General features: G+C 73.0%; 12 protein-coding genes. 10 read left to right on the top strand and 2 right to left on the bottom strand.

The genetic code is table 11. The features are described from left to right. Positions 1–45 precede the first annotated feature (45 nt). From ACWDZ7_RS05320 to ACWDZ7_RS05290, 7 genes are read left to right on the top strand one after another with little or no spacing between them, the layout of a single operon-like run. Positions 46–1,425 (top strand): MFS transporter, encoded by a 1,380-nt coding sequence (locus tag ACWDZ7_RS05320; RefSeq protein ID WP_451795003.1) that lies wholly within the window; start codon positions 46–48, stop codon positions 1,423–1,425. Beyond that, on the top strand, positions 1,418–5,401 hold the full coding sequence (locus tag ACWDZ7_RS05315; RefSeq protein WP_451795001.1) for an amino acid adenylation domain-containing protein: 3,984 nt from the start codon (positions 1,418–1,420) through the stop codon (positions 5,399–5,401). The genes ACWDZ7_RS05320 and ACWDZ7_RS05315 overlap by 8 nt, the downstream gene beginning before the upstream one ends. After that, a complete protein-coding gene (locus tag ACWDZ7_RS05310) occupies positions 5,386–6,453 on the top strand; it encodes a MupA/Atu3671 family FMN-dependent luciferase-like monooxygenase (RefSeq protein ID WP_451794999.1) in 1,068 nt (355 codons plus the stop codon). The genes ACWDZ7_RS05315 and ACWDZ7_RS05310 overlap by 16 nt, the downstream gene beginning before the upstream one ends. Continuing rightward, entirely contained in the window at positions 6,450–11,672 is a 5,223-nt protein-coding gene (locus tag ACWDZ7_RS05305) for a condensation domain-containing protein (RefSeq protein ID WP_451794997.1), read from the top strand. The genes ACWDZ7_RS05310 and ACWDZ7_RS05305 overlap by 4 nt, the downstream gene beginning before the upstream one ends. Further along, the gene (locus tag ACWDZ7_RS05300; RefSeq protein WP_451794995.1) at positions 11,669–16,087 is read left to right on the top strand and encodes a non-ribosomal peptide synthetase; all 4,419 of its coding nucleotides are present in this window, start codon (positions 11,669–11,671) and stop codon (positions 16,085–16,087) included. Before ACWDZ7_RS05305 ends, ACWDZ7_RS05300 begins: the two co-directional genes overlap by 4 nt. A gap of 5 nt (positions 16,088–16,092) precedes the next feature. Further along, positions 16,093–19,575 carry a non-ribosomal peptide synthetase gene (locus tag ACWDZ7_RS05295; RefSeq protein WP_451794993.1) on the top strand — a complete coding sequence of 1,161 codons (3,483 nt, stop codon included), beginning with the start codon at positions 16,093–16,095 and terminating at the stop codon, positions 19,573–19,575. Further along, positions 19,572–21,734, top strand: coding sequence for a beta-ketoacyl synthase N-terminal-like domain-containing protein (locus ACWDZ7_RS05290; RefSeq protein ID WP_451794991.1), 2,163 nt, complete (start codon positions 19,572–19,574; stop codon positions 21,732–21,734). Before ACWDZ7_RS05295 ends, ACWDZ7_RS05290 begins: the two co-directional genes overlap by 4 nt. A 16-nt stretch (positions 21,735–21,750) precedes the next feature. Here the strand turns inward: ACWDZ7_RS05290 and ACWDZ7_RS05285 are convergent, their stop codons facing one another. After that, positions 21,751–22,518 (bottom strand): thioesterase II family protein, encoded by a 768-nt coding sequence (locus ACWDZ7_RS05285; protein WP_451794989.1) that lies wholly within the window; start codon positions 22,516–22,518, stop codon positions 21,751–21,753. Positions 22,519–22,626: 108 nt separating this feature from the next. Between ACWDZ7_RS05285 and ACWDZ7_RS05280 the strand changes: the two genes are divergently transcribed. From ACWDZ7_RS05280 to ACWDZ7_RS05270, 3 genes are all read left to right on the top strand, one after another. Continuing rightward, positions 22,627–23,055, top strand: coding sequence for an SRPBCC family protein (locus ACWDZ7_RS05280; protein WP_451794987.1), 429 nt, complete (start codon positions 22,627–22,629; stop codon positions 23,053–23,055). 208 nt (positions 23,056–23,263) lie between these two features. Then, entirely contained in the window at positions 23,264–24,196 is a 933-nt protein-coding gene (locus ACWDZ7_RS05275) for a hypothetical protein (protein ID WP_451794985.1), read from the top strand. Between the two features lie 13 nt (positions 24,197–24,209). Beyond that, positions 24,210–25,010 (top strand): HEAT repeat domain-containing protein, encoded by an 801-nt coding sequence (locus tag ACWDZ7_RS05270; protein WP_451794983.1) that lies wholly within the window; start codon positions 24,210–24,212, stop codon positions 25,008–25,010. 898 nt (positions 25,011–25,908) lie between these two features. Here the strand turns inward: ACWDZ7_RS05270 and ACWDZ7_RS05265 are convergent. Next, complete coding sequence (locus ACWDZ7_RS05265; RefSeq protein ID WP_451794981.1) at positions 25,909–26,313, bottom strand: hypothetical protein; 405 nt, start codon at positions 26,311–26,313, stop codon at positions 25,909–25,911. Between the last annotated feature and the right edge of the window lie 52 nt (positions 26,314–26,365).

Genomic DNA, 26,365 nt, shown 5'->3' with positions numbered 1-26,365 from the left:
GACGGAAAAGAGCGGGCGGGCCGCTTCAGCGGTGCGGGTCCCTTGATGCTCGTGTGGTCCGGACAGGCCGTCTCACTGGTCGGAAGCGCCGTTCTCAGATTCGCTTTCATTATCGAGGTCTGGTCCACCGGGGAGCAGGCCACCGCCGTCACCGCGCTGTCCCTCTGCGCCCTGCTTCCACAGGCGCTGTTCAGCCCGTTCGCGGGCGCGATAATCGACCGCATCCGCAAACGTTCCGCCCTCCAGATCGCCGACGCGGGCGGATTCGTCACCGTCGGCCTGCTCGCCCTCGTGCACTTCTTCGGCGGCGGCCTGGAACCGTGGCAGGTCTATCCGGCCACCGTCCTCCTCGGCGTCAGCGCCGCCTTCCAGTTGCCCGCGCTCACCGCCGCCGTACCCCTCCTGGTGCGCAAGGACCAACTGGGCCGCGCCAACGGCCTGTTGGCCGGAGCGAGAAGCGCCGCGGGGATCTGCGGCCCGGCGCTCGGCGGCGTCATGGTCGCCGTCTCCGGGATCGGCGCCGTCCTCGTCATCGACCTGGTGAGCTACGCCTTCGCGCTCATCGGCGTACGCGTCGTACGGATGAGGGGCGACAAGGTCCCCGAGGGCGCGGGCGCGCCCCGCTCCAAGATCGTCGCGGAGGCCGTGGAAGGGCTGCGCTATCTCTTCCGGCAGGCGAGCCTGCGCGACATGACCGTGAACTTCTGCACGGTCAACCTCGTCATGGTCTTCGGCTTCGCCGTCATCCAGCCGATGGTCCTGCTCAAGTCCGGCAACGGCGCGCTCGCCGCCGTCAACAGCGCGATCGGCGTCGGCGGAGTCGTCGGCGGCCTGCTGATGGCGGCCTGGGGCGGCCCGAAGAACAGGGGCCGGGGCATGATGCTCGGCATCGTCGGCATGTGCCTGTCGGCGCAGATCGGGATGGCCCTGGTCGGCGGGGTCGCCGGCTGGTGCGCGGCCATCCTGGTCGGCGCGCTGCTCATGACACTCGTGAACGCCTCGATGCAGGCGATCGTGCAGACCAAGGTCCCCCAGGAGTGGCAGGGCCGGGTCTTCGGCGCCGTCATGTTCCTGTCGCAGATCTCCGTACCGCTGGCCACGGCCGTCTCCGGGCCGCTCGCCGACGGCCTCTTCGAGCCGCAGTCCGCCGACGGGGCCGGCGTCTTCGTACTCCTCGGCCCCCTGTTGGGCGACGCGCCGGGCAGCGGCATGGCGGGGATGCTCTTCCTCGCCGGGGTCGCGGGGCTCGCGGTCGCGATGTGGGGCCTGGCGAGCCGCTCCATCAGGGACATCGACGTACTGCTGCCGGACATCGACGCCGACGCCGATGTCAACGATGGCGATGGCGACGAGACCGAGCGCAAGGGCGGCAAGGGCGGCAAGAGCGGCAAGGGCGGTGAGAAGGATGACGCGGTGCGTGCATGAGCTCTTCGAGGAGTGGGCGGAACGGACGCCGGACGCGACGGCGGTGGTGTACGAGGGTGAACGGCTGACGTACGCCGAACTGGACGTCCGCGCCGCCCGGTTGGCGGGCCTCCTCGCGGCGCGCGGCGTGACGCGGGGCGACACCGTCGGGGTGTACCTGGACCGCTCCGTGGAGCTGGCGGTGGCGGTGCTCGGCACGCTGAAGGCGGGGGCGGGCTACGTGATGCTGGACCCCGGCTTCCCGGCGGGACGGCTGCGGGGGATGGCGGCGGACGTGGGGGTGGCGGTGGTGCTGGCGGGGCGTGCTGCGGGCGGGCCCGTGGGGGATGCGGGCGTGCCCGTGGTGTACGTCGAGGACGCCGTACGCGCGCGCCCTTTGGCGCGCGGTGCGGTGCGGGTGGCGCCCGATGACGTGGCCTGCGTGATGTACACCTCCGGGTCGACCGGACGCCCCAAGGGCATCGTCGCGCCGCACCGCGCCGTCACGGCCACCCTGACCGGCCAGGACTTCGCCTCCTTCGGCCCCGGCTCGGTGTGGCTGCAGAGCGCGCCCGTGTCGTGGGACGCGTTCGTGCTGGAGCTGTGGGGGCCGCTGCTGGGCGGCGGGACGTGCGTCCTGCACCCGGGGCGCCGCCCCGACCCGGTCGTGATCGCGAGGCTCGTCGCCGCGTACGGCGTCACGTCCATGTACCTGTCCGCGTCCCTGTTCAACGTCATCGTCGACGAGTATCCGCGCGCGATCGCGGGCCTGCGTGAACTGATCGTCGGCGGCGAGACGCTGTCGCCCCCGCACGTGGCCCGCGCCCTGGAGCACGAGCCGGGCCTGCGGGTCACCAACGGCTACGGCCCCGTCGAGTGCATGGTCTTCCTCACCGTCCACCGCGTCACCCCGCAGGACGCACGCGGAGGCGGCCCGATACCGATCGGCCGCCCGCTGCCCGGCAAGCGGCTGTACGTGCTCGACGAGCGGCTGCGGCCGGTCGCGGACGGCGTCACCGGTGAGCTGTACGCCGCCGGTGCGGGCGTCGCGCGCGGCTACTGCGACGCGTCGCTGACGGCGGAGCGGTTCGTGGCGGCGCCGCCCGGCACCGGCGCCGAGGCCGCGGGTGAGCGTGTCTACCGCACCGGCGACCTGGCGCGGCGAAGGGCCGACGGGACCTTCGAGTACCTGGGCCGGGCCGACGGCCAGGTGAAGATCCGGGGCTTCCGGGTGGAACCGGGCGAGGTCGAGACCGTGCTGGCCCGCCACCCCGGAGTCGACCGCGCCGCCGTGGTGGCGACCCGCGCGGAGGCGGACGGCGAGCGGCAACTGGTCGCGTACGTAGTCCCTGCGGGCCGAAGGGAACAGCCCGTCGTCCTCGAGGCCGAGTTGCGGACCCACGCGGAGCGCGAACTCGCCGACTTCCTGGTGCCCGCGGCCTTCGTCCTGCTGGACGCGCTGCCGCTGACGGCCAACGGCAAACTGGACCGGGCGGCGCTCCCGAAGCCGTCCTCCCGGACCGAGGCCCCGGCACCGCGCGCCACCGACGTCGACAACGCGGAGAGCGAGACGGTCCGCGCTCTGCGCACCCTGTTCGCCGATGTCCTCGGCGTCGCGTCGGTCGGCCCGCGCGACGACTTCTTCGGCCTGGGCGGCCACTCCCTGCTGGCGGCGCGGGTCCTCGGCCGCGTCCACGCGACGCTGGGCGCCGAACTCGACCTCCGTACGCTCTTCACAGCGGCCACCCCGGCGGGGCTGGCGCCGTACGTCGACGCCGCCGACAAGTCCCCGCGGTCCGTGGCCCCTTCGCCGCTCGCCGCCACCGCCCCGCTGCCCGTCTCCCACGCCCAGCACCGCCTGTGGTTCCTGGACCGGCTCGGCGCCGGAGTCGCGTACAACCTGCCCATGCTGGTGCGGCTGCGCGGCGCGGTCGACCCGGACGCGCTGGGGGACGCCCTCGGGGACGTCGCCGTCCGGCACGAGGTGCTCCGTACCGTCTTCGACGAAGTGGACGGCGCTCCCGTGCGGCGCGTACTGAGCGGCACCGAGGCCAGGCCGCCGTTCCGGCACCGCACGGTGCCGCAGGCCGATCTGCCGACGGCGGTCGAGGACGCCTCCCGGCACCACTTCGACCTGCGCCGCGAAATGCCGCTGCGGGGCGTGCTGTTCAGCACCCACGAGCGGCCCGACGAGCACGCCCTGCTCGTCCTGGTCCACCACATCGCCGGGGACGGCTGGTCCCTCGCGCCACTCTTCCGCGACCTGTCACGCGCGTACGCGGCGCGGACCACACCGGAGGTGGGCGCGGCCGTCCCGGAAACGCTGCGGCCCCTGCCCGACACCTACGCCAAGCAGCCCCACCACCAGGCACCCCGCTTCGGCCCGCCCGCCAACCCCGCGTCCCTCGCCGCCCGGACTGTGGGAGGCCCCGTCGACTCGGCGTCGCTGCCGCCCCTGCCCAGCGACTGCGTCGAGCAGGCCCGCTGGGAGGCGGATGACCTCGGCGCGTCCGCTGCGCCCGACGACGCAGGGTCCGCTCGGGCTGCGGGAGGCTCCGCCGACTCGGGAACGCTGCCGCCTTTGCCCGTCACCTACGCCGAACACGCTCACCACTCCGGCCCGCCCACTGCCCGCGACGACGCAGGGTCCGCTCGGGCTGCGGGAGGCTCCGCCGACTCGGGAACGCTGCCGCCGCTCCCCCTCACCTACGCCGAACACGCCCGCCGTCAGGCAGCCCGTCTCGGCTCGCCCGCCGACCCCGCGTCCCTCGCCGCCCGCCAACTCGCCTACTGGCAGCGAACCCTGCGAGGCGTCGGCCCCGACGGGCCACTGCTTCCCCGGCGTTCGGACCGGCCCGCCGTGCCGGGGTCCGTTGCCGCGACCGTGGTGCGTCGGCTCGGCGCGGCCGCCCACGCCCGCGTCGTCGACGCCGCCCGTGCTCAGGGCGCCACCCTCTTCATGGCCCTGCACACCGCGCTCGCCGCCGTCCTCGCGCGGGCGGGCGCGGGTGAGGATCTGGCGATCGGCGCGCCGGTGGCGGGGCGCGCGGGGGACGGCAGCGTGGAGGACGCCGTCGGGTTCTTCGTGAACATGCTCGTGCTGCGCACCGATGTGTCCGGCGACCCGAGCGCGCGGCAGCTGCTCGCCCGCGTCCGGGAGACGGACCTCGGCGCCTTCGCCCATCAGGACGTGCCGTTCGAGCATGTGGTGGGCGAGCTGAATCCGCCGCGTACGCGGGGCAGGCAGCCGTTCACCGACGTCGTCCTCGCCCTGCAGAACAACGCGCGCGCCGACGTCGACCTGCCCGGCGCCGACGCCGGAGTCGAGGTGGTGCGTACCGGCGAGGCCCGCTTCGAGCTGCTCGTCGACGTCACCGACGCCGTCGGACCCGGCGGGGCCCCTGAAGGCCTGACGATGACCTTCGAGTACCGCGTCGACTCCCTGGAGGAGCCCTTCGTGTACTGGCTCGCGGACGCGCTGCCCCAGGCCCTGGAGGCAGCGGCCGCCGCACCCGACACACCGCTGTCCGCACTCGTCCCCATCGGACCCCCGCGCCGCGCGGACGAAAGCGACAGGGGTAGGGACAGGGACAGGGACAGCGGCAGGGGCAGCGACAGGGACGTGGCACCGGCCCCGGACCCGGCGGCAGCCGGCCCCGCCACCCCGCTGGAGCGCGACATCACCGCCGTCTGGCGCGACGTCCTCGGCGTGCCGGACGACATCGGGCGGGACGACGACTTCTTCGCCCTCGGCGGCAACTCACTGCGTGCCCTACGGGTCGCGGCCCGCCTCACCACCGACACGCGAACCGTGACAGCCGCACAGCTCTTCGCCGCCCCGACCGTCGCCGCCCTCGCCGCCGAACTGGCCCGGGCGCCCGTGACCACAGGTCCCGCCCCCGCCCCCATCCCACGGCGGCCACGCGTGCCCCGCCGACAGGAACAGCAGAGCCACCTCGGCAAAGAACAGGAGGAGAGGCCGTGGACCTCAGCGTGATGTTCTTCGGTGCGGACAGCGCGGACCGCGCGGACCGCACCACCCCGCACTCACAGACGTACGACGACATCCTCACCGTCGCCCGTACCGCCGACCGCCTCGGCTTCCACGCCATCTGGACCCCCGAGCGCCACTTCCAGCAGGTGGGCCAGGTCTTCCCCAGCCCGCCCGTGCTCAGCGCGGCCCTCGCCGTCGCCACCGAGCGCATCGGGATCCGTGCGGGCAGCGTCGTACTGCCCCTGCACCACCCGTTGAAGGTCGCCGAGGACTGGGCGGTCGTCGACAACCTCTCGCACGGCCGGGCCGGCCTCTCCGTCGCCACCGGCTGGCACTCCACCGACTTCACCCTGGCCCCGGACCACTACGAGGACCGCCGCGAGCGGACCCTTCGGGCCATCCCGGAGCTGCGGCGCCTGTGGGCGGGCGAGGCGGCCACCTACCCGGACGGCACCGGGCAGCCCGTCGGCGTCGTCTCGCAACCACGGCCCGTGCAGCGGGAGCTGCCGCTGTGGATCACCACCTCCGGCAACCCCGAGACCTGGGAGGCCGCCGGGCGGCTGCGCGCCGGAGTGCTCGGCGCGACCGTCGGGCAGAGCAGGGACGAGCTGGCCGAGAAGATCGCCCGCTACCGCGCCGCCTGCGCCGCCGCCCCCGACCAGGCGGGCACCGACGCGCACGGCCGCGTGACGCTGATGGCACACACGTACGTCGGCGCGGACGACGCGGAGGTGCGGCGCCTGGCCGCCGCGCCCCTCAAGGCGTACCTCGCCTCGTATCTGCGGCAGACCGCCGCCAACCGCGCCGCCGGGGCGCGCGAGGGCGCGGAACTGACCGGCGAACAGACGGCGATGCTCGCCGAGTTCGCCTTCCAGCGCTATCTGACCTGGGGCAGCCTCCTCGGCTCGCCCGGCACCTGCGCCAAGATGCTCGCCGACCTGCGCGACCTGGGCTGCGACGAGGTGGCCTGTTTCATCGACTTCGGCATCGGACGGGACGAAGTACTCGCGGGGCTGCACCGCCTCGCCGAGCTGAGAGAGGCCGCCGCACTGTGACCCCGAACCAGTCCTCCATGGCCGACCGCTTCAGCGCCCTCAGCGGTGAACAGCGGATACGGCTGATGCGCCGCCTCGTCGACGCGGGCCGCGCCCGGGAGATCCCCGCGGTCGTGCCGCCCCGCGACGCCGGCGGCACCGTGCCGCTGAGCCCCGCCCAGCGGGACCTGTGGGTGTACGAGTCGCTGTATCCCGGCACCCCGGCCCTCAACCTCTGCTGCGCCTACCACTTCGACGAGGCGGGCAAGGGGGACGAGGCGGACCAGGCCGACGACGTCGTCGACGGCGCAGGCGCGCCCGTCGACCCGGCCCACCTGGAGGCCGCGCTCACCCTCATCCAGGCCCACCACGACATCCTGCGCACCCGCATCTCCGGCACGGCGGACGACCCGCGCGTCGACTTCCCCGACGAGGGCCCCTTCGTACTGGAGCGCGAGGACCTGCGCGGCACGGGCACCACCATCGAGGAGGCCTTCCGGGCCTTCCGCCGCCGCCCGTTCGACCTCACGGCGGAGCGGCTGATCCGGGGCCGCTTCGTGCGCGTCGACGACACGCGGACGACGCTGATGCTGAGCCTGCACCACATCATCACCGACTGGTGGTCCTTCGACGTCCTGCAGAGCGAGTTCGCCGAGGCGTACCGCGCCGTGCGCGACGGCACCGAGCCGCAGCTGATCCGTCCCGCCGTCCAGTACGCGGACTTCGCGTCCTGGCAGGGGGAGTTGGAGGCCGCCGGGGTCTTCGACGCGCGTCTCGACTTCTGGCGCCGGTACCTGGCCGACCCGCCGGGTCCGCTGACGGTGCCGGGCCACGGCAGCCCGGAGGCCTGTGGCGAGAACGCGGACGGCGAGGACGGCATCGTACAGATCCGCTTCCGCGTCGACGCCGACACCACACAGGCCGTCCGCGCGCTGGCCCGCGAGCGCGGCGCGTCCGTGTACGTCGTCCTCATGACGGCCTTCGCGGTCCTCGCGCACCGCGTGTCCGGCGCCGACGACCTGGTCATCGGCACGCCGGTCGCCAACCGCTCGGCCAAGGGCCTCGAACACGTCATCGGGTACGTGATGAACGCTGTGCCGACCCGCTGGCGCATCGCCGAAGGCGACTCCTTCGCCGACGTCCTGGCCCGGTTCGGTAGGGACTTCCCCGCCCTGATGGCGGGCGCCGACCTGCCGGTGGGCCGCATCGTCTCGGCCGCCGCTCCCGAACGCAGCGCGGGCCGCTCCCCTCTCTTCCAGTGGGTGTTCATGCACCTGACGGAGCAGCCGAGTGTCTCCGCCGTACGGGAGTTCGCCGAGCCCGAGCGCATCCACACCGGCGGCGAGCACGATCTCGTGGGTGTCGTGCGGGACAGCGGCGACGGCATGGACGGCAGCTTCGAGATCCGTACGGACCTGTTCTCGCCGGAGGCGGTGGCCCGCTGGGCGGACAGTTACCTGCACCTGCTGAAGCAGGTCGCCGCCGACCCGGCCGCCCTCCTGCGGGACCTCGACGTGGTCCCCGAGGCCGAGCGCCGCCGCCTGCTCGCTCTGGCGCGGGGCCCGGCCGCGCCCGCGCCCGAATCCCTGCCGGACACGGTCGCCCGGCACGCCGCCCGGACCCCCGACGCGCCCGCCCTGGAAGCGGACGGGCTGAGTCTGACGTACGCCGAACTCGTCGAGCGCGTCGAGCGGTTGGCCGGGCTGCTCACTCGCCACGGGGCGGGACCGGGGCGGACCGTCGCGCTCGCCCTCGGACGCGGCGCGGACCTCCCGGTGACCGCGCTCGCCGTGCAGCGGACCGGGGCCGCCTATCTGCCGGTCGACCCGGACTATCCGACGGAACGCGTCCGCCGCACGCTCGACGACGCGGCGCCGGTACTTCTCGTCACGGACACGCGGACGGCCACCGCGGAGGTGCTGCCGCGGACCGACCTGCCGTGGCTCGTCCTGGACGAGGGCGTGTACGCGGGGGAGTCCTTGGCGCCCGGGCGCGCGTACGCAGGGCAGTTCCTGGCGCCTGGGGGTTCGTATTCGGGGGAGTCCCCGGCACCGGGAGGCGTGTACGCGGTGGAACCCTCGGCACCGGGAGGCGTGTACGCGGTGGAGCCCCCGGCACTCGGAGGCGTGTACGCGGTGGAACCCCCGGCACCCGGAGGCGCGCACGCGCCGGAATCCCTGGCCCCCGAGCGCCTAGGCCCTGAGCCTCTCGGTGCCGCGTCCCTCGACTCCGCGCCCCTGGCCCCTGAGCCTCTCGGCGCCGCGTCCCTCGACTCCGCGCCCCTGGGCCCGGGGCCCCTCACCCCCACGCCCCTCACCCCCACCCACGCCGCCTACGTCATCCACACCTCCGGCTCCACCGGCACCCCCAAGGGCGTCGTCGTCACCCACGCGGGAGTCGCCGCGCTCGTCCACAGCCTTGTGGACCGCTTCGCGCTGGACGCCGGGTCCCGGGTCCTGCTGCTCGGCTCACCGGCGTTCGACATCTCCGTCGCCGAGATGTGCATGGCCTTCGGGCCCGGCGGCACCCTCGTCGTGCCGCCGCCGGGCCCGCTCGCAGGGGACAGCCTGGGTCGCGTCCTCACCGAGCGGCGGATCTCCTGCGCGATGGTGCCGCCGTCCGTCCTCGCGACCGTGCCCGAGGGCCCCTACCCGGCGCTGCGCGCGCTTGCCGTCGGCGCCGAGGCCTGCCCTCCCGCGCTCGTGGCCCGCTGGGCCGTCGGCGGGCGCCGCTTCCACAACGCGTACGGGCCCACCGAGGCCACCGTCGCCGCCACCCTCTCCGGCCCGCTGACCGGCGACGGCACCGCCCCGCCCATCGGCACGCCGGTCGCGGGCACCACCGCGTACGTCCTCGACGCGCGGCTGCGCCCCGTGCCCACCGGAGTCGCGGGCGAGCTGTACCTCGCCTCGGCGGGCCTGGCCCGCGGCTACCTGAACCGGCCCGCCGCCACCGCCGAACGCTTCGTCGCCGACCCCCACGGCATCCCAGGCTCCCGCATGTACCGCACCGGCGACCTGGCGTACCGCGACGACGACGGCACCCTCCACTATCTGGGCCGCACCGACGAGCAGGTCAAGCTGCGCGGCCTGCGCATCGAACCGGGCGAGATCGCCGCGGCCCTCACCGAGCACCCCGCGGTGGCGCGGGCGGTCGCGGTGATACGTGAGGACGGCGGCGAGCACGGCGACGAGGACGGTGACGACAGCCACAGCCACCACAGGAGCCACAGCGGCAGTCACCGCAGAGGGAGCCGCAGCGACAGTCACCGCAGCAGGCCACAGCTGATCGCCTACGCCGTGCCCGCCCCCGGAACACCCACCCTCGACCCGACCGAACTCCTCGCATACGCCGCCACCCGGCTGCCCGCGCACCTGGTGCCCTCGGACATCGTGGAGCTGCCCGAACTCCCCCTCACCCCCAGCGGAAAACTCGACCGGACAGCCCTGCCCGCACCCCGGCCCCGCTCATCGACGCGGGCACCCGCCTCCGCCCGGGAAAGGGAACTGTGCGGCCTCTTCGCCCGGATCCTCGGCGCCGAAGAGATCGGCGCCGATGACGACTTCTTCCGGCTCGGCGGCGACAGCATCATGGCCATCCAGCTCGCCGGACAGGCCTCGGCGGCCGGACTCGTCCTCGCACCGCGCGACGTGTTCACCCTGCGTACGCCCGCACAGCTGGCCGTCCACGCGCGGTCGGCGACCGCCGCCGAGGGCCCGGACGCCTCGGACACCGGCGTCGGCCGATTCCCGCTCACGCCCGTGATGCGGTGGTGGCTCGAACAGGGCGGCGACACCTGGGCGTTCACGCAGTCGATGGTGTTCCCCGTGCCGCCCGGCACGGACCGGGAGCGGATCGAGGCCGCGGTGCGCGCGCTCACGGAGCGGCACGGGGCGCTACGGATGCGGCTGCTGGCGTCGGAACTGGAGATCGAGGTGGCGGAGGAAGCCCCGCCCGGGGCAGCCGGACTCGTACGCGTCGACGTGACCGACGATGCGGAATCAGACGTGCACGGCAAGGCGCGGGAGTTGGCACGCAAAACCCGCCTCGCCCCCGAGGACGGCGAGATGTTGCGAGCCGTCTGGCTCGACGCCGGACCGGGGCGGCCGGGCCTGCTGCTCCTGACCCTGCATCACCTGGCGGTCGACGGCGTTTCATGGCGGATCATCGGCCCGGAACTGGCCGCCGCGCTCTCGGTCGACGGCGACGGTGACGGCGACGGCGGCGGCGGCGCGACACCGGCCCCCGGCACCTCATTCCACCGCTGGGCGGGGCTGCTCGCAGAGGAAGCGATGAGCCCGCAGCTGGAGGCGGAACTGCCATGGTGGCAGGCGAGTGTGTCGGCGTCGGGGCCGGAGGAGTCCGGGTTCCTCACCGCGACGCCGGGGCGGGGTGCGGGTGCCCGCCGCCGCGCGACCCTCACCGTGGACCTCCCGGCCGACCTCACCGAGGCCGCACTCACCACACTGCCCGCCGCCTTCAACTGCGGCCCCGACGCGGTACTGCTCACCGCGCTCGCCTCGGCCGCCGTACGCCACCGGGGTTCGGGCACCGGTCTGCTCGTACATCTGGAAGGACATGGCAGGGAGGCGTTGACCGTGCCTGCGGACGTGTCCCGTACGGTCGGCTGGTTCACGACGCAGTACCCGGTCCTGCTCGACCTGGGACAGGAGGGGGGTGCCGAGGCGCTCAAGGCCGTGAAGGAGCAGCTGCGGTCCGTGCCGAACGGCGGCATCGGCTGGGGGCTCCTGCGCCACCTCAACCCGGAGACGGCCCCGCTACTCGCCGAACTCCCCGCCCCCGACGTACGTTTCAACTACCTCGGCCGCTTCGCCTCCGGCGACGCGGCGGGCGGCGAACTCCTCGCCGCCGGCCCCGACGCGGTCCCGCTCGCCCACGCGGTCGAGATCGACGCGCTCGCCAAGGAGGGTGAGGGAGGGCTGTGCCTCGAAGCGACCTTCTCGTACGAGGAAGGGGTCCTCGCGGAGTCGCGGATACGGGAGTTCGCCCGGCTGTGGCAAGAGGCGATCGCCGTACTGGCGCGGGAGACAGAACGGGACGTCCCGATCGGCGCCACACCGTCGGACTTCCCACTGGTGGGCCTCTCGATGGAGCAGCTGGCGATGCTGGAGGGGGACTTGGCGGGCCTTGCGGGCCAGGGGAATGTCCCTGCGCAGGGCGGCCTCCCGGGCCCAGCGGACCTGCCCGGCCCGGCGGCGGGGCCGGAGGGTGGGCGATGAACGGGCGTATCGCGGATGTTCTGCCGCTCACCCCGGTCCAGGAGGGGCTGCTCTTTCACGCCGTACGGGACTCCGATGGCCCGGACCCCTATCTGGTCCAGGCCCGCTTCCGCATCGGCTCCGCGATCAGCCCCGAGACAGTACGGGCCGCGCTCGGCGCCCTCATGGAGCGGCATCCCAATCTGCGGGCCTGCTTCCGGCACGAACGCCTCGACCGGCCCGTACAGGTGATCCCGCACGCGGTCACCGTGCCGTGGAGCGAGGCCGACCTGACCGGGCGGACGCCGGTCGAAGTGGAGTCGGCCACCGCCGACTTGCTGGCCGCCGACCGTACCCGCCGCTTCGACCTGGCGCGCCCTCCGGCCCTCCGCGCCCTGTTCGTACGGCACGACACCGGCGGCGAACTCGTCCTCTCCTTCCACCACATCCTGCTCGACGGCTGGTCGGTCCCGGTCCTGGAACGCGACCTCGCGGCCCTGGTCACCGGCAGGACGCTGCCGCCCGCCGTGCCCTACCGGCAGTACGCGCTGTGGCTGAGCCGCCAGGACCAGGGCCGCGCCGAGGCGGCCTGGCGCGAGGCGCTCGCGGGTCTGGAGCGCCCCGCGCCCCTCGTACCCCCGGTACGCCCGGCAGCCCCGGTGCCCCCAGGCGACGACGCGGGCGACGACTCCTCCGATCCCTCCTACGACTCCTCCTCAGACGAGCCCGATACCGTGCGGCTGCACCTCACCGCCGAACTCACCGCCGCCCTCGCCCGCCGCGCCGCCGCCGAGGGCGTCACCCTCAACACCCTGACGCAGGCCGCCTGGTCCCTGGTGCTCGCCCGGATGACCGGCGGGCGGGACCTGGTATTCGGCGGCGTCGTCTCGGGCCGCCCGCACGATCTGCCCGGCGTGGGGGAGATGGTGGGCCTGTTCATCAACACGCTGCCCGTAAGGGTCCGGCTGCGCGACGGGGAGACCGTCGGGGAACTGCTCACCCGGATCCAGGACGAGCAGTGGAGCCTCGCCCCGTACCACCACGTGCGGCTCATGGACGTACAACGGATGGTGGGCCAGGGCCACGTCCCGGGCCCGGGACGTGGACACGGCCCTGGGTCGGGTGAACTCTTCGACTCCGTCCTCGCGTTCGAGAACTTCCCGCGCGGGGCGGCGCAGGACCCGCGGGACGACGGCCCGCACACCGTGCGCGTCACGGACGTACGGGATGCCACGCACTACCCCGTGACGCTCGCCGTCGTCGCGGGCGAGCGGATGCTCCTCGCGGTGGGCTGCCGGCGCGGCATCTCCGCGGCGGCGGTCGCCGCGCGCGTGGCGCGGGCGTTCGAGCAGCTGGCGGGGGACCCCGCGACGCCGGTGGACCGGATCGACGTACTCCCGGAGCAGGAGCACCGCGAACTGCTGGCACGGTCCGCCGGAACGCGGACGGCGCAGACGGCGCCCTCGGCCGGGCCCGTCACCATGACCGGACGGTTCGCCGAACAGGCGGCGCGCACGCCGGACGCGCCCGCCGTAGAGAGCACCGACGGTGACAACATCCTCACGTACGCCCGACTGGCCGAGGAGTCGGACCGCCTGGCCCGCCGCCTCACCGCGGCGGGCGTGACGCCCGGCTCGACGGTGGCCCTGTTCCTACGCCGTTCGCCGACGCTGGTCGTCGCGCAGCTCGCGGTGCTCAAGGCGGGGGCGTGCTGGCTGCCCCTGGACGGGACGCAGCCGGCCGAGCGGCTGGCGCGTCTGCTGGACGGGGCGTCGGCGCGGCTGGTGCTGACGGAGGGGGAGCCGTCGGTGCGGCTACCCGCCCACGTACGCCAACTGCACGTGCACGGGGATTCACCGGAGGCCGGACAGCTCACCGCGTCGCCGCACCCCGAGTCCGCGGCGTGCGTGATGTACACGTCCGGTTCGAGCGGCGAGCCCAAGGGGGTCGTGGTTCCGCAGCGGGCCGTCGTGGAACTGGCCGCGGACACGCGTTTCCGTCCCGGGGGGAGGGGCGAGCCGGGTTCGGCGCACACGCACAGCCGCGTCCTGCTGCACAGCCCGCATACGTTCGACGCCGCCACGTACGAGGTGTGGGTCCCGCTCCTGAACGGGGGCACGGTGGTGATCTGCCCCGACGAGCCCGTCACTCCCGCCCTGCTGGCGAAGGTGCTGCCCGAGCGGCGCGTCACCGCGCTGTGGCTCACGGCGGAACTCTTCCGCACCGTCGCGGAGTTGGAACCGCGGTCGCTGCGCGGGCTGCGCGAGGTCTGGACCGGCGGCGACATCGTCGACCCCGAAGCGGTGCGCCGCGTAAGGGAACACTGCCCCGGCACGGCGGTCGTCAACGGCTACGGCCCGACGGAGACGACGGTCTTCGCGACGACGCACCACGTTCCGGCTGCGGGTGTCCTGGTCCCTGACATCCCGGCGCCCAGCGCCCTGACACCCAGCGCCCCGGTGCCCGGCGCCCTGACGCCCAGCGCCCCGGTGCCCGACGCCCTGACGCCCAGCGCCCCGGTGCCCGGCGCGCCGGTGCCCGACGTCCCGGTGCCCGGCGTCCCGGCCGACGGCGCTCCGGCCCACCGGGCCACGGCCCACCACGTCCCGGCCGAGGGAATCCTGGCCGACGGAGTCCCGGGCCAGCGGGTTCCGGCCATCGGTGCCCTGGCCCCCGGCGCTCCGGCCGACCAGGCCACAACCCCCCGCGTCACGACCCTCCACACCCGGGCCCCCCGCTTCCCGCACCCCGCCCCGATCAGCGGCCCGCTGCCGATCGGCCGCCCGCTGGACGGCACCCGCGTCCACGTCCTGGACGCCCGCCTGCGCCCCGTGCCGGACGGTTGCGTGGGCGAGGTGTACATCGCCGGAACCGGGCTCGCCCACGGCTACTTGGCCCTCCCCGCCGCCACCGCCGAACGCTTCGTCGCCGATCCGCACGGAGCCCCGGGCACCCGCATGTACCGCACCGGCGACCTGGCCCGCAGAACTCCTGACGGCATCCTCGAATTCGCGGGCCGCGCCGACGACCAGCTCAAGATCCGCGGCTTCCGAGTCGAACCGGCGGAGGTGGAGACAGCACTGATGACCTGCCCCGGCGTCACCCGCGCGGTGGTCGCCGCGAGGCCCGCGCCGGGCGGCGGCAAGCGGTTGGTGGCGTGGGTGGTGCTGAAGCAGGAAGGCCCGTCGGCCCCTGGGATGGAGACCACCCCCCTGGAAGACATCCGCTCAGCCGCCGCCCACCGCCTACCCCCGCACCTCCTGCCTACCGCCTGGGCCCGTATCGACGCCGTGCCGCTCACCCCGCACGGCAAGACCGACCGTTCCGCGCTGCCCGAACCCCGTGCCCTGGCCCCGGCGGGGGCGGCCGCATCGCAGCGTGCACCTCGTTCCGCCCGTGAGAAGGAGCTGTGCGTCCTGTTCGGCGAGGTGCTCGGAGGTGCGGAAGCGGCCGGGCCCGACACCGACTTCTTCGCGTCCGGCGGACACTCGCTGAGCGCGCTCCGGCTCGCCGGGCGGATCGAAGAGGCCTGGGGCGTACGGGTCCCCGTCGCCACCCTCTTCGCGGCGCCGACCCCCGCCCGCCTCCTCGCCCGCCTGGACGGCCCCGAGCCCGGTACCCCGAAGCCAGGCCGCCCCGAGCCCGCCCACGCCGACAGCCTGGCCCCCCTCCTCACACTCCGCGCAGACGCAGACGCAGACGCAGACGCAGACGACCGCGCCCCACTCTTCTGCGTACACCCCGGCCTCGGCCTGAGCTGGGGATACGTCACCCTGCTGCCCCACCTCGCCCCCGACCGCCCGGTCTACGCGCTGCAGACGCCCGCCTTGTCGGAGGAAGGACACCGCTCACCCCCCACCATGGGCGACCTCGCGCAGTCGTACGTCGACCGCATCCGGACCGTCCGGCCCCACGGCCCCTACCTCCTCCTCGGCACGTCCTTCGGCGGCCCCGTCGCCCACGAGATGGCGGTGCGGCTGCGCGCGGCCGGCGACGAGGTCGCACTGCTCGCCGTGGTGGACGCCATGCCCAAGCCGCCGGAGGTCGCCCGGACCCCGCTCGCCCCGGCCGTCGCGACGGAGGAGGCCCGGCGCATCCTCCGGGATGAGGGCGCCGCACTGGACGGCATCGGCGAGCACCGCCTCGCCGCCCTCGCCGAAACCATCGCCCACCACGTCGTCCTCGGCAGGAGCTGGACCCCGTCCCGCTACGACGGCACCGTCACCCTCTTCGCCGCCACCCGCGACCCCGAGGCCATCCCCACCAAGCAGAAGGCCGAGGCCTGGCGCCGCGCCGCCACGGCGGTCGAGGTCCACGAACTGGCCTGCGCCCACGCCGAAGTCCTCGGCGCGGAACCGGCCGCGCGGATCGCCGCGGCGCTCGAAAACATCCTCGCCGGCGGCCCCCGGGCCCCCCTCCAGCTCCAGGGAGAGTGAACCCAGTGGACGCACCGCACCAAGCGGCCCAGACCGTGCAGAAGTACGTCGAGGACGAGTACGTAACGGAGGAAGCCGAGTACATAGCGGAGGAAGCCGAGTACATCGCCGAGAACGAGGACAAGGACGAGTACGAGTACGAGGACGAGTACGAGTTCCCCGTCTCCGACGCCCAGAGCCGCCTCCTGGTCCTGGACCGGATGAACCCCGGCACCGCCCAGTACAACGTGCCCGCGGCCTTCACCGTGCACGGCCCCTTCGACCCCGGCGCGCTCACCCGCGCACTGGACGCCGTCGTGGCCCGCCACGAAGCCCTGCGCACCGTCTTCCGCACCGCCGCCGACGGCACGCAGGCGCAGATCGTCGCCGCCACCGGCCGCGCGCACGTCACAGTGGAGAAGGACGTGCGGCCGTACGAAGCGGAGGCGCGGATGCGGGCGGACGCGGCCCGCCCCTTCGACCCGGCGACAGGGCCGCTGCTGCGCTGCACGGTGTACGCCGTCGACGACGGCAGCCATCGCGTGCTGCTCGTCGCCCACCACTTGATCTGCGACGGCTGGTCCCTCGGCGTCATCCTCCGGGACCTGTCGACAGCGTACGAAACCGAGTCCGGCAACGGCCCAGCCCGCCCCCACAGCCACCCCCTCCCCGAACTCCCCCTCCAATTCCCCGACTTCGCCGCCTGGCAGCGCGAACGCCAGGCCGACGGCGCCTACGCCGAGGCCGTCGCGCACTGGGCCGAGCGCCTGCGCGGCGCCCCCGAGGTCGTCTCACCGCCGCTCGACCGGCCGCGCCCGGCGGTGCGTACGGCGGCGGGCGGCAGTGAACGGTTCCTGCTGGACGCCGGGCTCCACCGACGCCTGACGGAGGCCGCGCGGGCGCGGGGCGCCACGCCGTTCATGGCGCTGTTCGCCGCGTACGCCGCGTTCCTGGGACGCCTCTCGGGCCGCGACGACCTGGTCATCGGCTTCCCCGTGTCGGGGCGGGACCGGCCCGAACTCCAGGAGATGGTCGGCATGCTGACCAACACCCTGGCGCTGCGCGTCGACTTGTCCGGCGACCCCACGTACGGCGAACTGCTCGACAGGATCCGCACGGAACTGCTGGCCGGCCAGCCGCACCAGGACGCACCGTTCGAGACGGTCGTGAACACCGTGGCCCCGGCCCGTGACACGAGCCACGACCCGCTGGTGCAACTGGTCTTCGCCTACGACGACGACACGGAACTGTCCCTCGCCCTCGCGGGAGCCCGCGTCGAGCGGATCGCCCTGAACCTGGAAACGGCGAAGTTCGACTTCCACCTGCACGTAGAGCGCTGGACCGAAGGCGACGGCGACGCCACCCCGGCGCCCGACGAGAGCCGAGCCGCCGCTACCCCCGCTCCCGCCCCCCTCGCCGCCCACTTCATCTACCGCAGCGACCTGTTCGAAGCCGCCACAGTCCGCGCCTGGGTGCAGAACTTTGAAACGCTCCTGGATGCCGCCCTCGCCCACCCCGAGGCCCCGCTCTCCACCCTGGACGCGGTCCCGGCCGAGGAGCGGCACCGGGTCGTCACGGCCGCCGACCGTACGGCCGAGGCGGCGCCCACCGAGCGCCTGGTGCCCGACCTGATCGCGGACGTGGCGGCCGCCCGGCCCGACGCCACCGCCCTGGTCTGCGGCGACGTCCGACTCACGTACCGTGAACTCCTCGACAACGCGGACGCGTTGGCGGCCCGGCTGCGCGCGGAGGGAGTGCGCCCCGGCTTCAGGGTCGGCCTGCTCCTGCCCCGCTCCCCGGAGATGGGCATCGCGGCGCTCGCCGTGCTGCGCGCGGGCGGCGCCTACGTCCCCCTGGACCAGGCCCACCCGCACGCCCGCCTCGCGCACATGGCCGAGGCGTCCGGCACGGGACTGCTGGTGACGGCGGCGGAGACCGCGGCCAAGGGCGAGCGGCTAGGCATCCCGTACCTGCGCGCGGACGCCCCGGAAGACGCAAGCCCCGCACCGGCCCCCGCCCCCGCCCCCACCCTCACCCATGGAAGGACCCTCACCCCCGACGACCTCGCCTACGTCCTCTTCACCTCCGGCTCCACCGGTGTCCCCAAGGGCGTCGCCGTGGAGCACCGGGCGCTGCTCAACCTCACTGGAGCCGTACGCCCCGCGTTCCCCGTCACCGCCGAGGACCGCGTCCTGCAATTCGTGTCGTTCGGCTTCGACGTCGCCGTCTCCGACCTGTTCTTCCCCTGGGTCGCCGGCGCCGAGCTGCACATCGCGCGCGACGACGAACGGCTCGGCGACGCGCTGTACGCCCGCCTCCGGGACTCCCGCATCACGTACGTCTTCCTGCCGCCGTCCGCCGCGATGCTGCTGCCCGACATCAAGGGGCGGCTCCCCCATCTGCGTACGCTCGCCGTCGGCGGCGAGGCCTGCCCCGCCGAACTGGTCGAGCGGCTCAGCGAGCCGGGCCGCCGGATCGTCAACGCGTACGGGCCGAGCGAGGCCACCGTCTACGCGACCACCGCCGACCTCGAACCGGGCGAGCCCGTGGTGATCGGCCGCCCCGTGCCGGGCGCCCGCGTGTACGTCCTGGACGCCCGTCTGCGCACGGTGCCCACCGGCGTGACCGGCGAGGTCTACATCGCGGGCGCCTCGCTTGCCCGCGGCTACATCGGCCGCCCCGGCCTGACCGCCGAACGCTTCGTCGCCGACCCGTACGGCCCACCGGGCTCCCGCATGTACCGGACCGGGGACCTCGCCCGCGTGGACGCGCACGGACGGCTCCACTACCTCGGCCGCTCCGACTCCCAGGTCAAGCTGCGCGGCATCCGCATCGAACTCGGCGAGATCGAGGCCCTGTTGGCGGGCCACCCGGACGTCGCCGTCGCGGCGGCCGCCGTGCACGGCGGCGGCGCCGAACAGCGCCTCGTCGCGTACGTCGTACACCGGGACGGCGCGGCCCCCTCCGACGAGGACCTCCGCGCCCACCTCGCCGAACGCCTCCCCGGCTACATGCTCCCGGAGATCTATCTCCACCTCGACGAGCTGCCGCTCAACCGCTCCGGCAAGATCGACCGCGCCCGTCTGCCCGAACCGACCGCGTCGGACCGGCGCGAGACGAGTCGTACGTACGTCGCCACGCGCACCGCCACCGAGCGGCGCGTGGCACGGGTGTGGTCCCGCGTACTCACGCTCGACGAGGTCGGCGCCCACGACAACTTCTTCGAGCTGGGCGGCAATTCGGTGCGGCTGCTGAGGGTCCTGGACGCCCTGCGCGAGACGGCGGCCGCCGGTGAGGCAGAGGGAACGGCGGCACCTGACCTCACCCTGGTCGACCTGTTCCGCCACCCCACGGTCGCCTCACTCGCGGCATACCTCGACCGGGCCTCGCTCGGTCGGTCCTCGGAAGGAGCACCCGCCCCAGCGGCAGAGCGCCGAGGCAGCGACCGCCGCGCCCGCCAGACCGCCGCCGCACAACGGCTCCGCTCCAGAAAGGGCACGCCACGATGACCGAGGCAACAACCGCAGCCACCGCCACCGACATCGCCACGGACACCGACACCGCCACGGACACCGACACCGACTCCGCGATCGCGATCGTCGGCATGAGCGGACGGTTCCCCGGCGCCCCGGACCTGGCCACGTACTGGGCGAACCTCCGCGACGGCGTCTGTTCCATCGCCGACTTCACGGAGGCGGAGCTGCTGGCGGACGGCGCGGACCCGGAAGAGCTGCGCCGCCCCGAGCACGTACCGGCCAAGGGATACCTCGCGGACGCCGACCGTTTCGACGCCGAGCTGTTCGGCTTCAACCGCACCGAGGCCGCCGCCCTGGACCCGCAGCACCGGCTCCTCCTGGAGACCGCCTGGGCCGCGCTGGAGGACGCGGGGCGGGACCCGCTCGCCGCGCCGGACCGCACCGGCGTGTACGTCGGCGGCAGCCCCACCGAACACATGCTCGCCGCCCACACGGACCGCCGTCTGGCCGCGTCCATCGGCGCGATGCAGATCCGCATCCTGACCGACCGGGAGTTCCTCGCCCCCTGGATCTCCTACCGCCTGGGCCTCGAAGGGCCGAGCCTGACCGTGCAGTCGGCCTGCTCGACCTCGCTGACCGCCGTGCACCTCGCCGCGCAGGCGCTGCTCCTCGGCGAGTGCGACACCGCGCTCGCGGGCGGCGTGAGCGTCGACACCGTACGCAGGCAGGGGTACGTCCATTACGAGGGCGGCATCTTCTCGCCCGACGGCCGCTGCCGCCCCTTCGACGAGCGGGCGGGCGGCACCGTGCCCGGCAGCGGCGTGGGCGTCGTGGTGCTGCGCCGCCTGTCCGACGCGCTCGCCGACGGCGACCCGATCCGCGCGGTCGTACGCGGCAGCGCCCTGACCAACGACGGCGCCACGAAGGTCGGCTTCACCGCCCCCGGCGTCGAACAGCAGACGGCGGCGATCGTCGAGGCGTGGGCGGCGGCGGGTCTCACCCCGTCGGCGGCGCAGTACGTGGAGACGCACGGCACGGCGACGGAACTGGGCGACCGCGTCGAACTGGCGGCGGCCGCCGCGGCGTTCACCCCGGCCCCCGCCAACGCCCCCCGCATCGGCATAGGCTCCGTGAAGTCGAACATAGGCCACCTTGACGCGGCCGCCGGCGTGGCCTCGCTCATCAAGACCGCACTCATGCTGGAGCACGCCACACTGGCCCCCACTGTCAACGTCACCCGCCCGCACCCGGAACTGCGCGTGGAAGCCTCCCCGTTCCGGGTCGTGGACGCCGCCACCCCGTGGCCACACCCCACCGAGGGCCCGCGCCGCGCGGGAGTCAGCTCCCTGGGCATCGGCGGTACGAACGTCCACGTCGTCCTGGAAGAGACCCCGCCCCGCCCCGAGCACCCCACCCCGGCCGACGGCCGCCCCGCGACCGAGATCCTCCCCCTCGCGGCCCGCACGGAGACCGCCCTCACCGAACTGGCCGCGAAACTCGCCGCCGCCCTGCGCGCCCCCGACGCCCCCACCCTCACCGACACCGCGCACACCCTGCGCACCGCCCGCACCCCCATGGACGTACGCGCGTACGTCCTGGCGTCGGACAGCACGGAAGCGGCCGAGCGGCTGACGGCACTCGCGGAGGGCCGCCCCTGGAACGACCGGGACGACGGCCCCGACGCGGACGGCCTGCGCGAACTGGGGGAGCTGTGGCTGAAGGGCGGCTCGGTCCCGTGGCCGGAGACGGCGAACGGGGCCCGCAGGGTGAGCCTGCCGACGTACCCGTTCGCGGGGGAGAGCTTCCCGGCACTGACACTGCGGCACGCGCCCGCGAGCGAGGAAGCCACCCCAAGCCCCCCAAGCCCCCGCACCGGACCCGACGTCAACCATGCAACCCGCGCCATATCGGCCCTCCTGTCCGAGGCGCTCGGCCTGGATGACGAGGGCAGGGAAGCCATCACCCCGGAGATGACGTACTTCGCGGCGGGCGGCGACTCGCTGACCGCTGTCCACCTGGTCGGCAGGCTCAGGGACGACTTCGGCATCGACGTACCGATCACCTTGTTCCTGGAGGAGTTGACCCTCCAGGAACTGGCGGCACGCATCGTCGAGGCGAAGGAGTCGGACGCGGCGGACGACTCGCTGGACGCGCTCCTGGCGGAGTTCGAGGCGGAGGAGCCGCGAGGATAGGCCAGGAGGCCGGCGGCTACGTGGCGGGCGTCATCGCCTCCCGGCCGGGCAGCGCGGAGGCGATGACGCCCGCGACGTACGGCATATGGGCGTCGAGGAAGAAGTGGCCCCCGGCCAGCACATGGCAGGAGAACGCGCCCCGGGTCTCGCTCTCCCAGGCCCGCGCCTGCTCGACGGTGACGCGGGGATCGTCGTCGCCGGTGAGGACGGTGACGGGACAACTCAGCGGCGGCGCGGCGCGATAGACGTAATCGTCGACGATCTGGTAGTCGGCGCGCATCGGCGGCAGGAAGAGCGAGAGCATCTCGGGAGAGGCGAGTAGCTCGTCGGCGGTCCCCGACAACTTCCGCATCTCTTCCACCAATTCGGCGTCGGTCATATCACGCACCGACTGTCCGCCCGCGGTCGGCCGGGCCAGCGAGGGCGCGGACCGGCCGGAGAGGATCAGCGCCACGGGGGGCCGCCCCTCGGCCTCCAGACGCCGCGCGGTCTCGAACGCCACGAGGGCACCCATGCTGTGCCCGAACAGGGCGAGGGGCGCGGTGCCCGGCCCCGAAGGCAGCTCATCGAGCACGGCGTCGACGATCTCGTCCGCCCCCGCGGCGAACGGCTCGCCGAACCGGTCCTGACGCCCCGGGTACTGCACGATCAGCGGCTCCACGACACCCGTGACGGCGGCGGACATCGCGTGATAGGCGCTGACCGAACCCCCCGCGTGCGGGAAGCAGAGCAGACGGAACCCGGCGTCGGGTGCGGGATGGCAGCAACGTATCCAGTCGCCCACAAACGACCCCTCCTTTCCTCTTCCGCAGCGAACCGCCAGCCGGCTCCCTGCCGCGGGCCAGCATGCCCGACGAACACCCACGACGGCGAGCGTCACCGACAACTACCTATGGCGTCCTCACTGCTCGAAGCGGTCGATATCAAGGCACCGGTAGCCGTGAGCTGGACCCTCTGGGAGAACGTCGAACGCTGGCCGACCTTCCTCAGCCACGTCAAGCACGTCAAGCGCATCGACGGGACCACCTTCGCCTGGCAGGTCTCCCTCCCCGGCGCGGACAAGAGCTTCGTGGCCGAACTCACGGAGGTCATCCCCCAGGAACGCATCGCCTGGCGCACAACAGAAGGCGTCCACCACGCCGGAGTAGTCACCTTCCACCGCCTCAGCGACACGGAGAGCCGAGTAACACTCCAGATCGAGTACGACCCCCAGGGCTTCGTGGAACACCTGGGCGCCCTCACGAACCTCGACTCGACGCTGGCCAACTACGACCTGGGCGAATTCCAGAGGATGGCGGAACGAGCGGCGTCCGACCGCTGACGGCAGGCGGCATCGAGCAGGGACGGTCCTCTTCGTTGTGATGGCCCCGCGCCACCGTGAGCGCCTCTGGGTCGCTTGTGACCAGAAGTAGACATATGGCATGATCAAACCAAGATCATCTTGTTTCCCCGCTCTATGTCGAATTACGTAACTGGTCATCGGATAGCGGACCTTGTGGTCTCTCACTGCTCATAACGAGGAAATCCCTGTGCACATATCAGCGCGCCGTTCCGTCCGCACTTCGGCGATCTCGTCCATCGCCGCCCTCACCGTCGGGGCGCTCTTCGCGACCATGGCCCCCGCCCACGCCGTCGGCGACCCTGCCGGAGACGCCGCCACCCGGGCCCGCGAGGCCGCCGCCCGCGTCAAAGCCGCCGCGCGTACGGCCGCATTGGTGCACAAGGCCACGGGGGCCGCGCGGCTCACGACTCCCCGGTCCGCTGCCGACGGAAGCCTGACGGCGGAGGCATCGGGCACTCAGGTGGGCCTGCCCGCCACCAGTGCCGGGAAGCTGACGGTGACGGACCCCACCGGCGCGCACATTAAGATCGGCCTGCCCGGCTCGAACACGGCCAAGGCCCAGACGTCCGCCGAAGGCACTGTGGTCTACCCGCAACTGACGGGCGGGGCCATGGACGTCGCCGCGCAGGTCGAGACGGAAGGCAGTGTAAGCGCCCTGATCACGCTGCGGGACGCGTCCGCTCCTACCGAGTACCGCTTCCCCCTTGAGCTTCCCAAGGACGCCTTCCCCGTCATCACCGAGGACGGCAGCCTGGTCATCGCCGACGGTACGACCGACGGCGAGGGGGAAATCGTCGGGGCGTTCGAAGCGCCCTGGGCCAAGGACGCCAACGGCAATGCGGTCGCCACCAGCTACCGTCTCGACGGCGACGAACTCGTCCAGACGATCCGGCCCGACGAGTCCACCTCCTATCCGGTGGTCGCCGACCCCAAGTGGTGGGACAAGACCAAGGGCTGGGCCAAGAAGGCCGGCAAGACGGCCTGGAAGTACGGCAAGAAGTACGGCGTCAGGTGTGCCAAGGGCGCCTGGCACGGAGCCAAGAACCCCGGAGCCATGACCGCTCAGCAGAAGGCCGCGTTCGCCGCCGCGGGCTGCGTGTTCTTCGCGGTCAAGAAGTAGAGGGCAGGCCGACATGACAAGCAGCCTTGAAGAGGCCGATGCCATTCTGCTCAGCGACCGGAAGAAGGAATTCTCCGGAGCTCTGCTGGACCTCCACAGGGCCGGCGGCCCCCGAGCGGACGCCGCTGTCATGCGCTTCGTCACGCGCCTGTCCGCGCTGGACCACCTCGACGACCTGTATGAACCCGACCTCCACGGGCTGGCGGTCCGGGTCGCGGCAGAGCTGGACCCGGACCGGGACGTGGAGCCCTTCCGCGACCTGCTGGAGCCCCGCCCCCCGAAGAACCGTCTCGTTCGGAAGGTCATGAGCTGGGGCGCCCTGGCGTACCCCGACACCTTTCCGCGATCGGCGTGGGGGTACACCCGGCTCAAGCGCCTCAGCCCGCCGCCCGTCGAGCGGTACACCCTGCGGCTGGGCGCGGACAGTGCCACGGTCCGTGTCTCCGCGGCCATGGCCCTGGGCGACACGGCCGATCCGGCCGCCCTGGACCCGTTGGCCGAAGTCCTGGACGACCAGTCACCTGACGTCCGCCTGAACGCGATCCAATCCGTACGAAGGCTGCACCACGCCGGAGCGGCCACGGTGCTGGACGGTCACCCGGCCGAGGCCGGTCTGGTCAAGGCGCTGGCCGACCGGCGTCCCCAGATCCGGGACGCGGCAGTGCAGGCACTGATGCTGTGGGAACGCTCGGAGCTGGTACGTGAGGCGGCCTCCACCGCCGACACCGCGCTAGCCGAAGCCTTTCGGCACACGCTCTCCAGGGCGGTTGATCCGCTGCCGCAGACCTGGCCGGGGGACGGTACGACACTCTGAGGCTGAGGATCGGCACGCAACGTGGGGCCCGTGGGTCGCAGGGCCCCACGTGTGAGGCTGCCAGCAGCTACGACCCCACGGGTTAAGGCCCAGTAGCCGATGCAGGGAACGGTGCGCGAGGTGTCGACGCCGTGCGTGATGTGAAGCCGCATCGACGGATGAATCTCAAGCTTGCCGAAGCCCGCCGTGGCGACCCAGCGGGCCTCTTACGATTCTGAGCCGGTACGCGGTTCGCCGCCAACACGTCGGCGCCTGAAGCACACAGAGAACCCAACTTTGCGGCTGCCTGCACGTGGCTTCAGCACCCTTCGCTGTCCCTATCGGCCCTTGCCGATCCCAAGGTGGCCCGGGACGTCCAGTACCGGCTTTCCGAGAAGGCGATGGGGAGGGGCAAGCAGCGCCCTGGTCCTCACTCGCCCCTCACTCGGGCACGTGAATAAGAACGACAAAGAGCCGGACCCAGTAAGACTGGATCCGGCTCTTTGCACTCGGCACGGTTGCTGGTCAGCGACTCGATCACGCTGCTCCGGCTTCTGTGCCCCCGGCAGGATTCGAACCTGCGCACACGGCTCCGGAGGCCCTTTCTCCTCTCGAATAACGCGCTGGTCAGAAGCTTGATCAGGCCAAGTTTCAGTCGCTCTGTCCACGGATAGTCCAGACGTCAGCAACCTCGCATGAGCTGCCTACCAGCCTTGAAGCGGTGTCAGCAGGTCTTGGGATCAATTGAACTCGATGGCGCAACTCGACGTGGTTGCAGGTCCTCCCAAGTTGCGCCGGCTGTGCGCCCTTGCAGCGAACCTGACTGTGCGTCACCGTCAGGCAATGGCAGTTGCCTCTGACGGTGTCACGTGTACGAGGGGGGAACGATATGGGGGACCAGAAAACCAGCACGCCATGGTCACGGAGCGTCTTCGGCGAGTTGGCCGTGCCACTGGCTAGGCGAATCCCGGAGTGCATAGGCAGGGCCCACGAGCGCGCGCGAGACGGCCACCGCGGTGTAGGAACACAGACCCTGGAAGCGTACGGGCATGGGCTTCATGCTTCGCAATACGAGGAACTGGCAGCTGGGCTCGCTGACCTTCCTGGTGTCGCGGCCGTGCGTCTGCAGGCGCGAACTGTGATGGTCGTCGCCGGGCACGTGCTCTACCCGATCCGATACGCCAAGAGGGATGTACCGGTGACGGTGGCTCGGCTGCGGCGTGCTGTCGGCCTCCGCGCTGATCTCATACGACGCCACGGTCCTGAGCCGATGCAGGGGGAGTTGGATCTCGGACTTGAGGAGTTGCAGGAACAGGAGTTCCACAGGGACCTAGGCCAGCTGGATCCAGACGCCGGCCTGGTTCTCCTGGCTTACG

The sequence above is a fragment of the Streptomyces sp. NPDC003032 genome, assembly GCF_053591415.1.
The sequence above is the reverse complement of the archived record's forward strand: the minus strand, read 5'-3'. Positions and strand labels throughout refer to the sequence as shown.

What these genes read in the sequence shown, in the direction of transcription:
- ACWDZ7_RS05320 (WP_451795003.1), top strand. Translation starts at nt 46, where the DNA reads ATGCTCGTGTGGTCCGGACAGGCCGTCTCACTGGTCGGAAGCGCCGTT.
- ACWDZ7_RS05300 (WP_451794995.1), top strand. Translation starts at nt 11,669, where the DNA reads ATGAACGGGCGTATCGCGGATGTTCTGCCGCTCACCCCGGTCCAGGAG.
- ACWDZ7_RS05290 (WP_451794991.1), top strand. Translation starts at nt 19,572, where the DNA reads ATGACCGAGGCAACAACCGCAGCCACCGCCACCGACATCGCCACGGAC.
- ACWDZ7_RS05280 (WP_451794987.1), top strand. Translation starts at nt 22,627, where the DNA reads ATGGCGTCCTCACTGCTCGAAGCGGTCGATATCAAGGCACCGGTAGCC.
- ACWDZ7_RS05270 (WP_451794983.1), top strand. Translation starts at nt 24,210, where the DNA reads ATGACAAGCAGCCTTGAAGAGGCCGATGCCATTCTGCTCAGCGACCGG.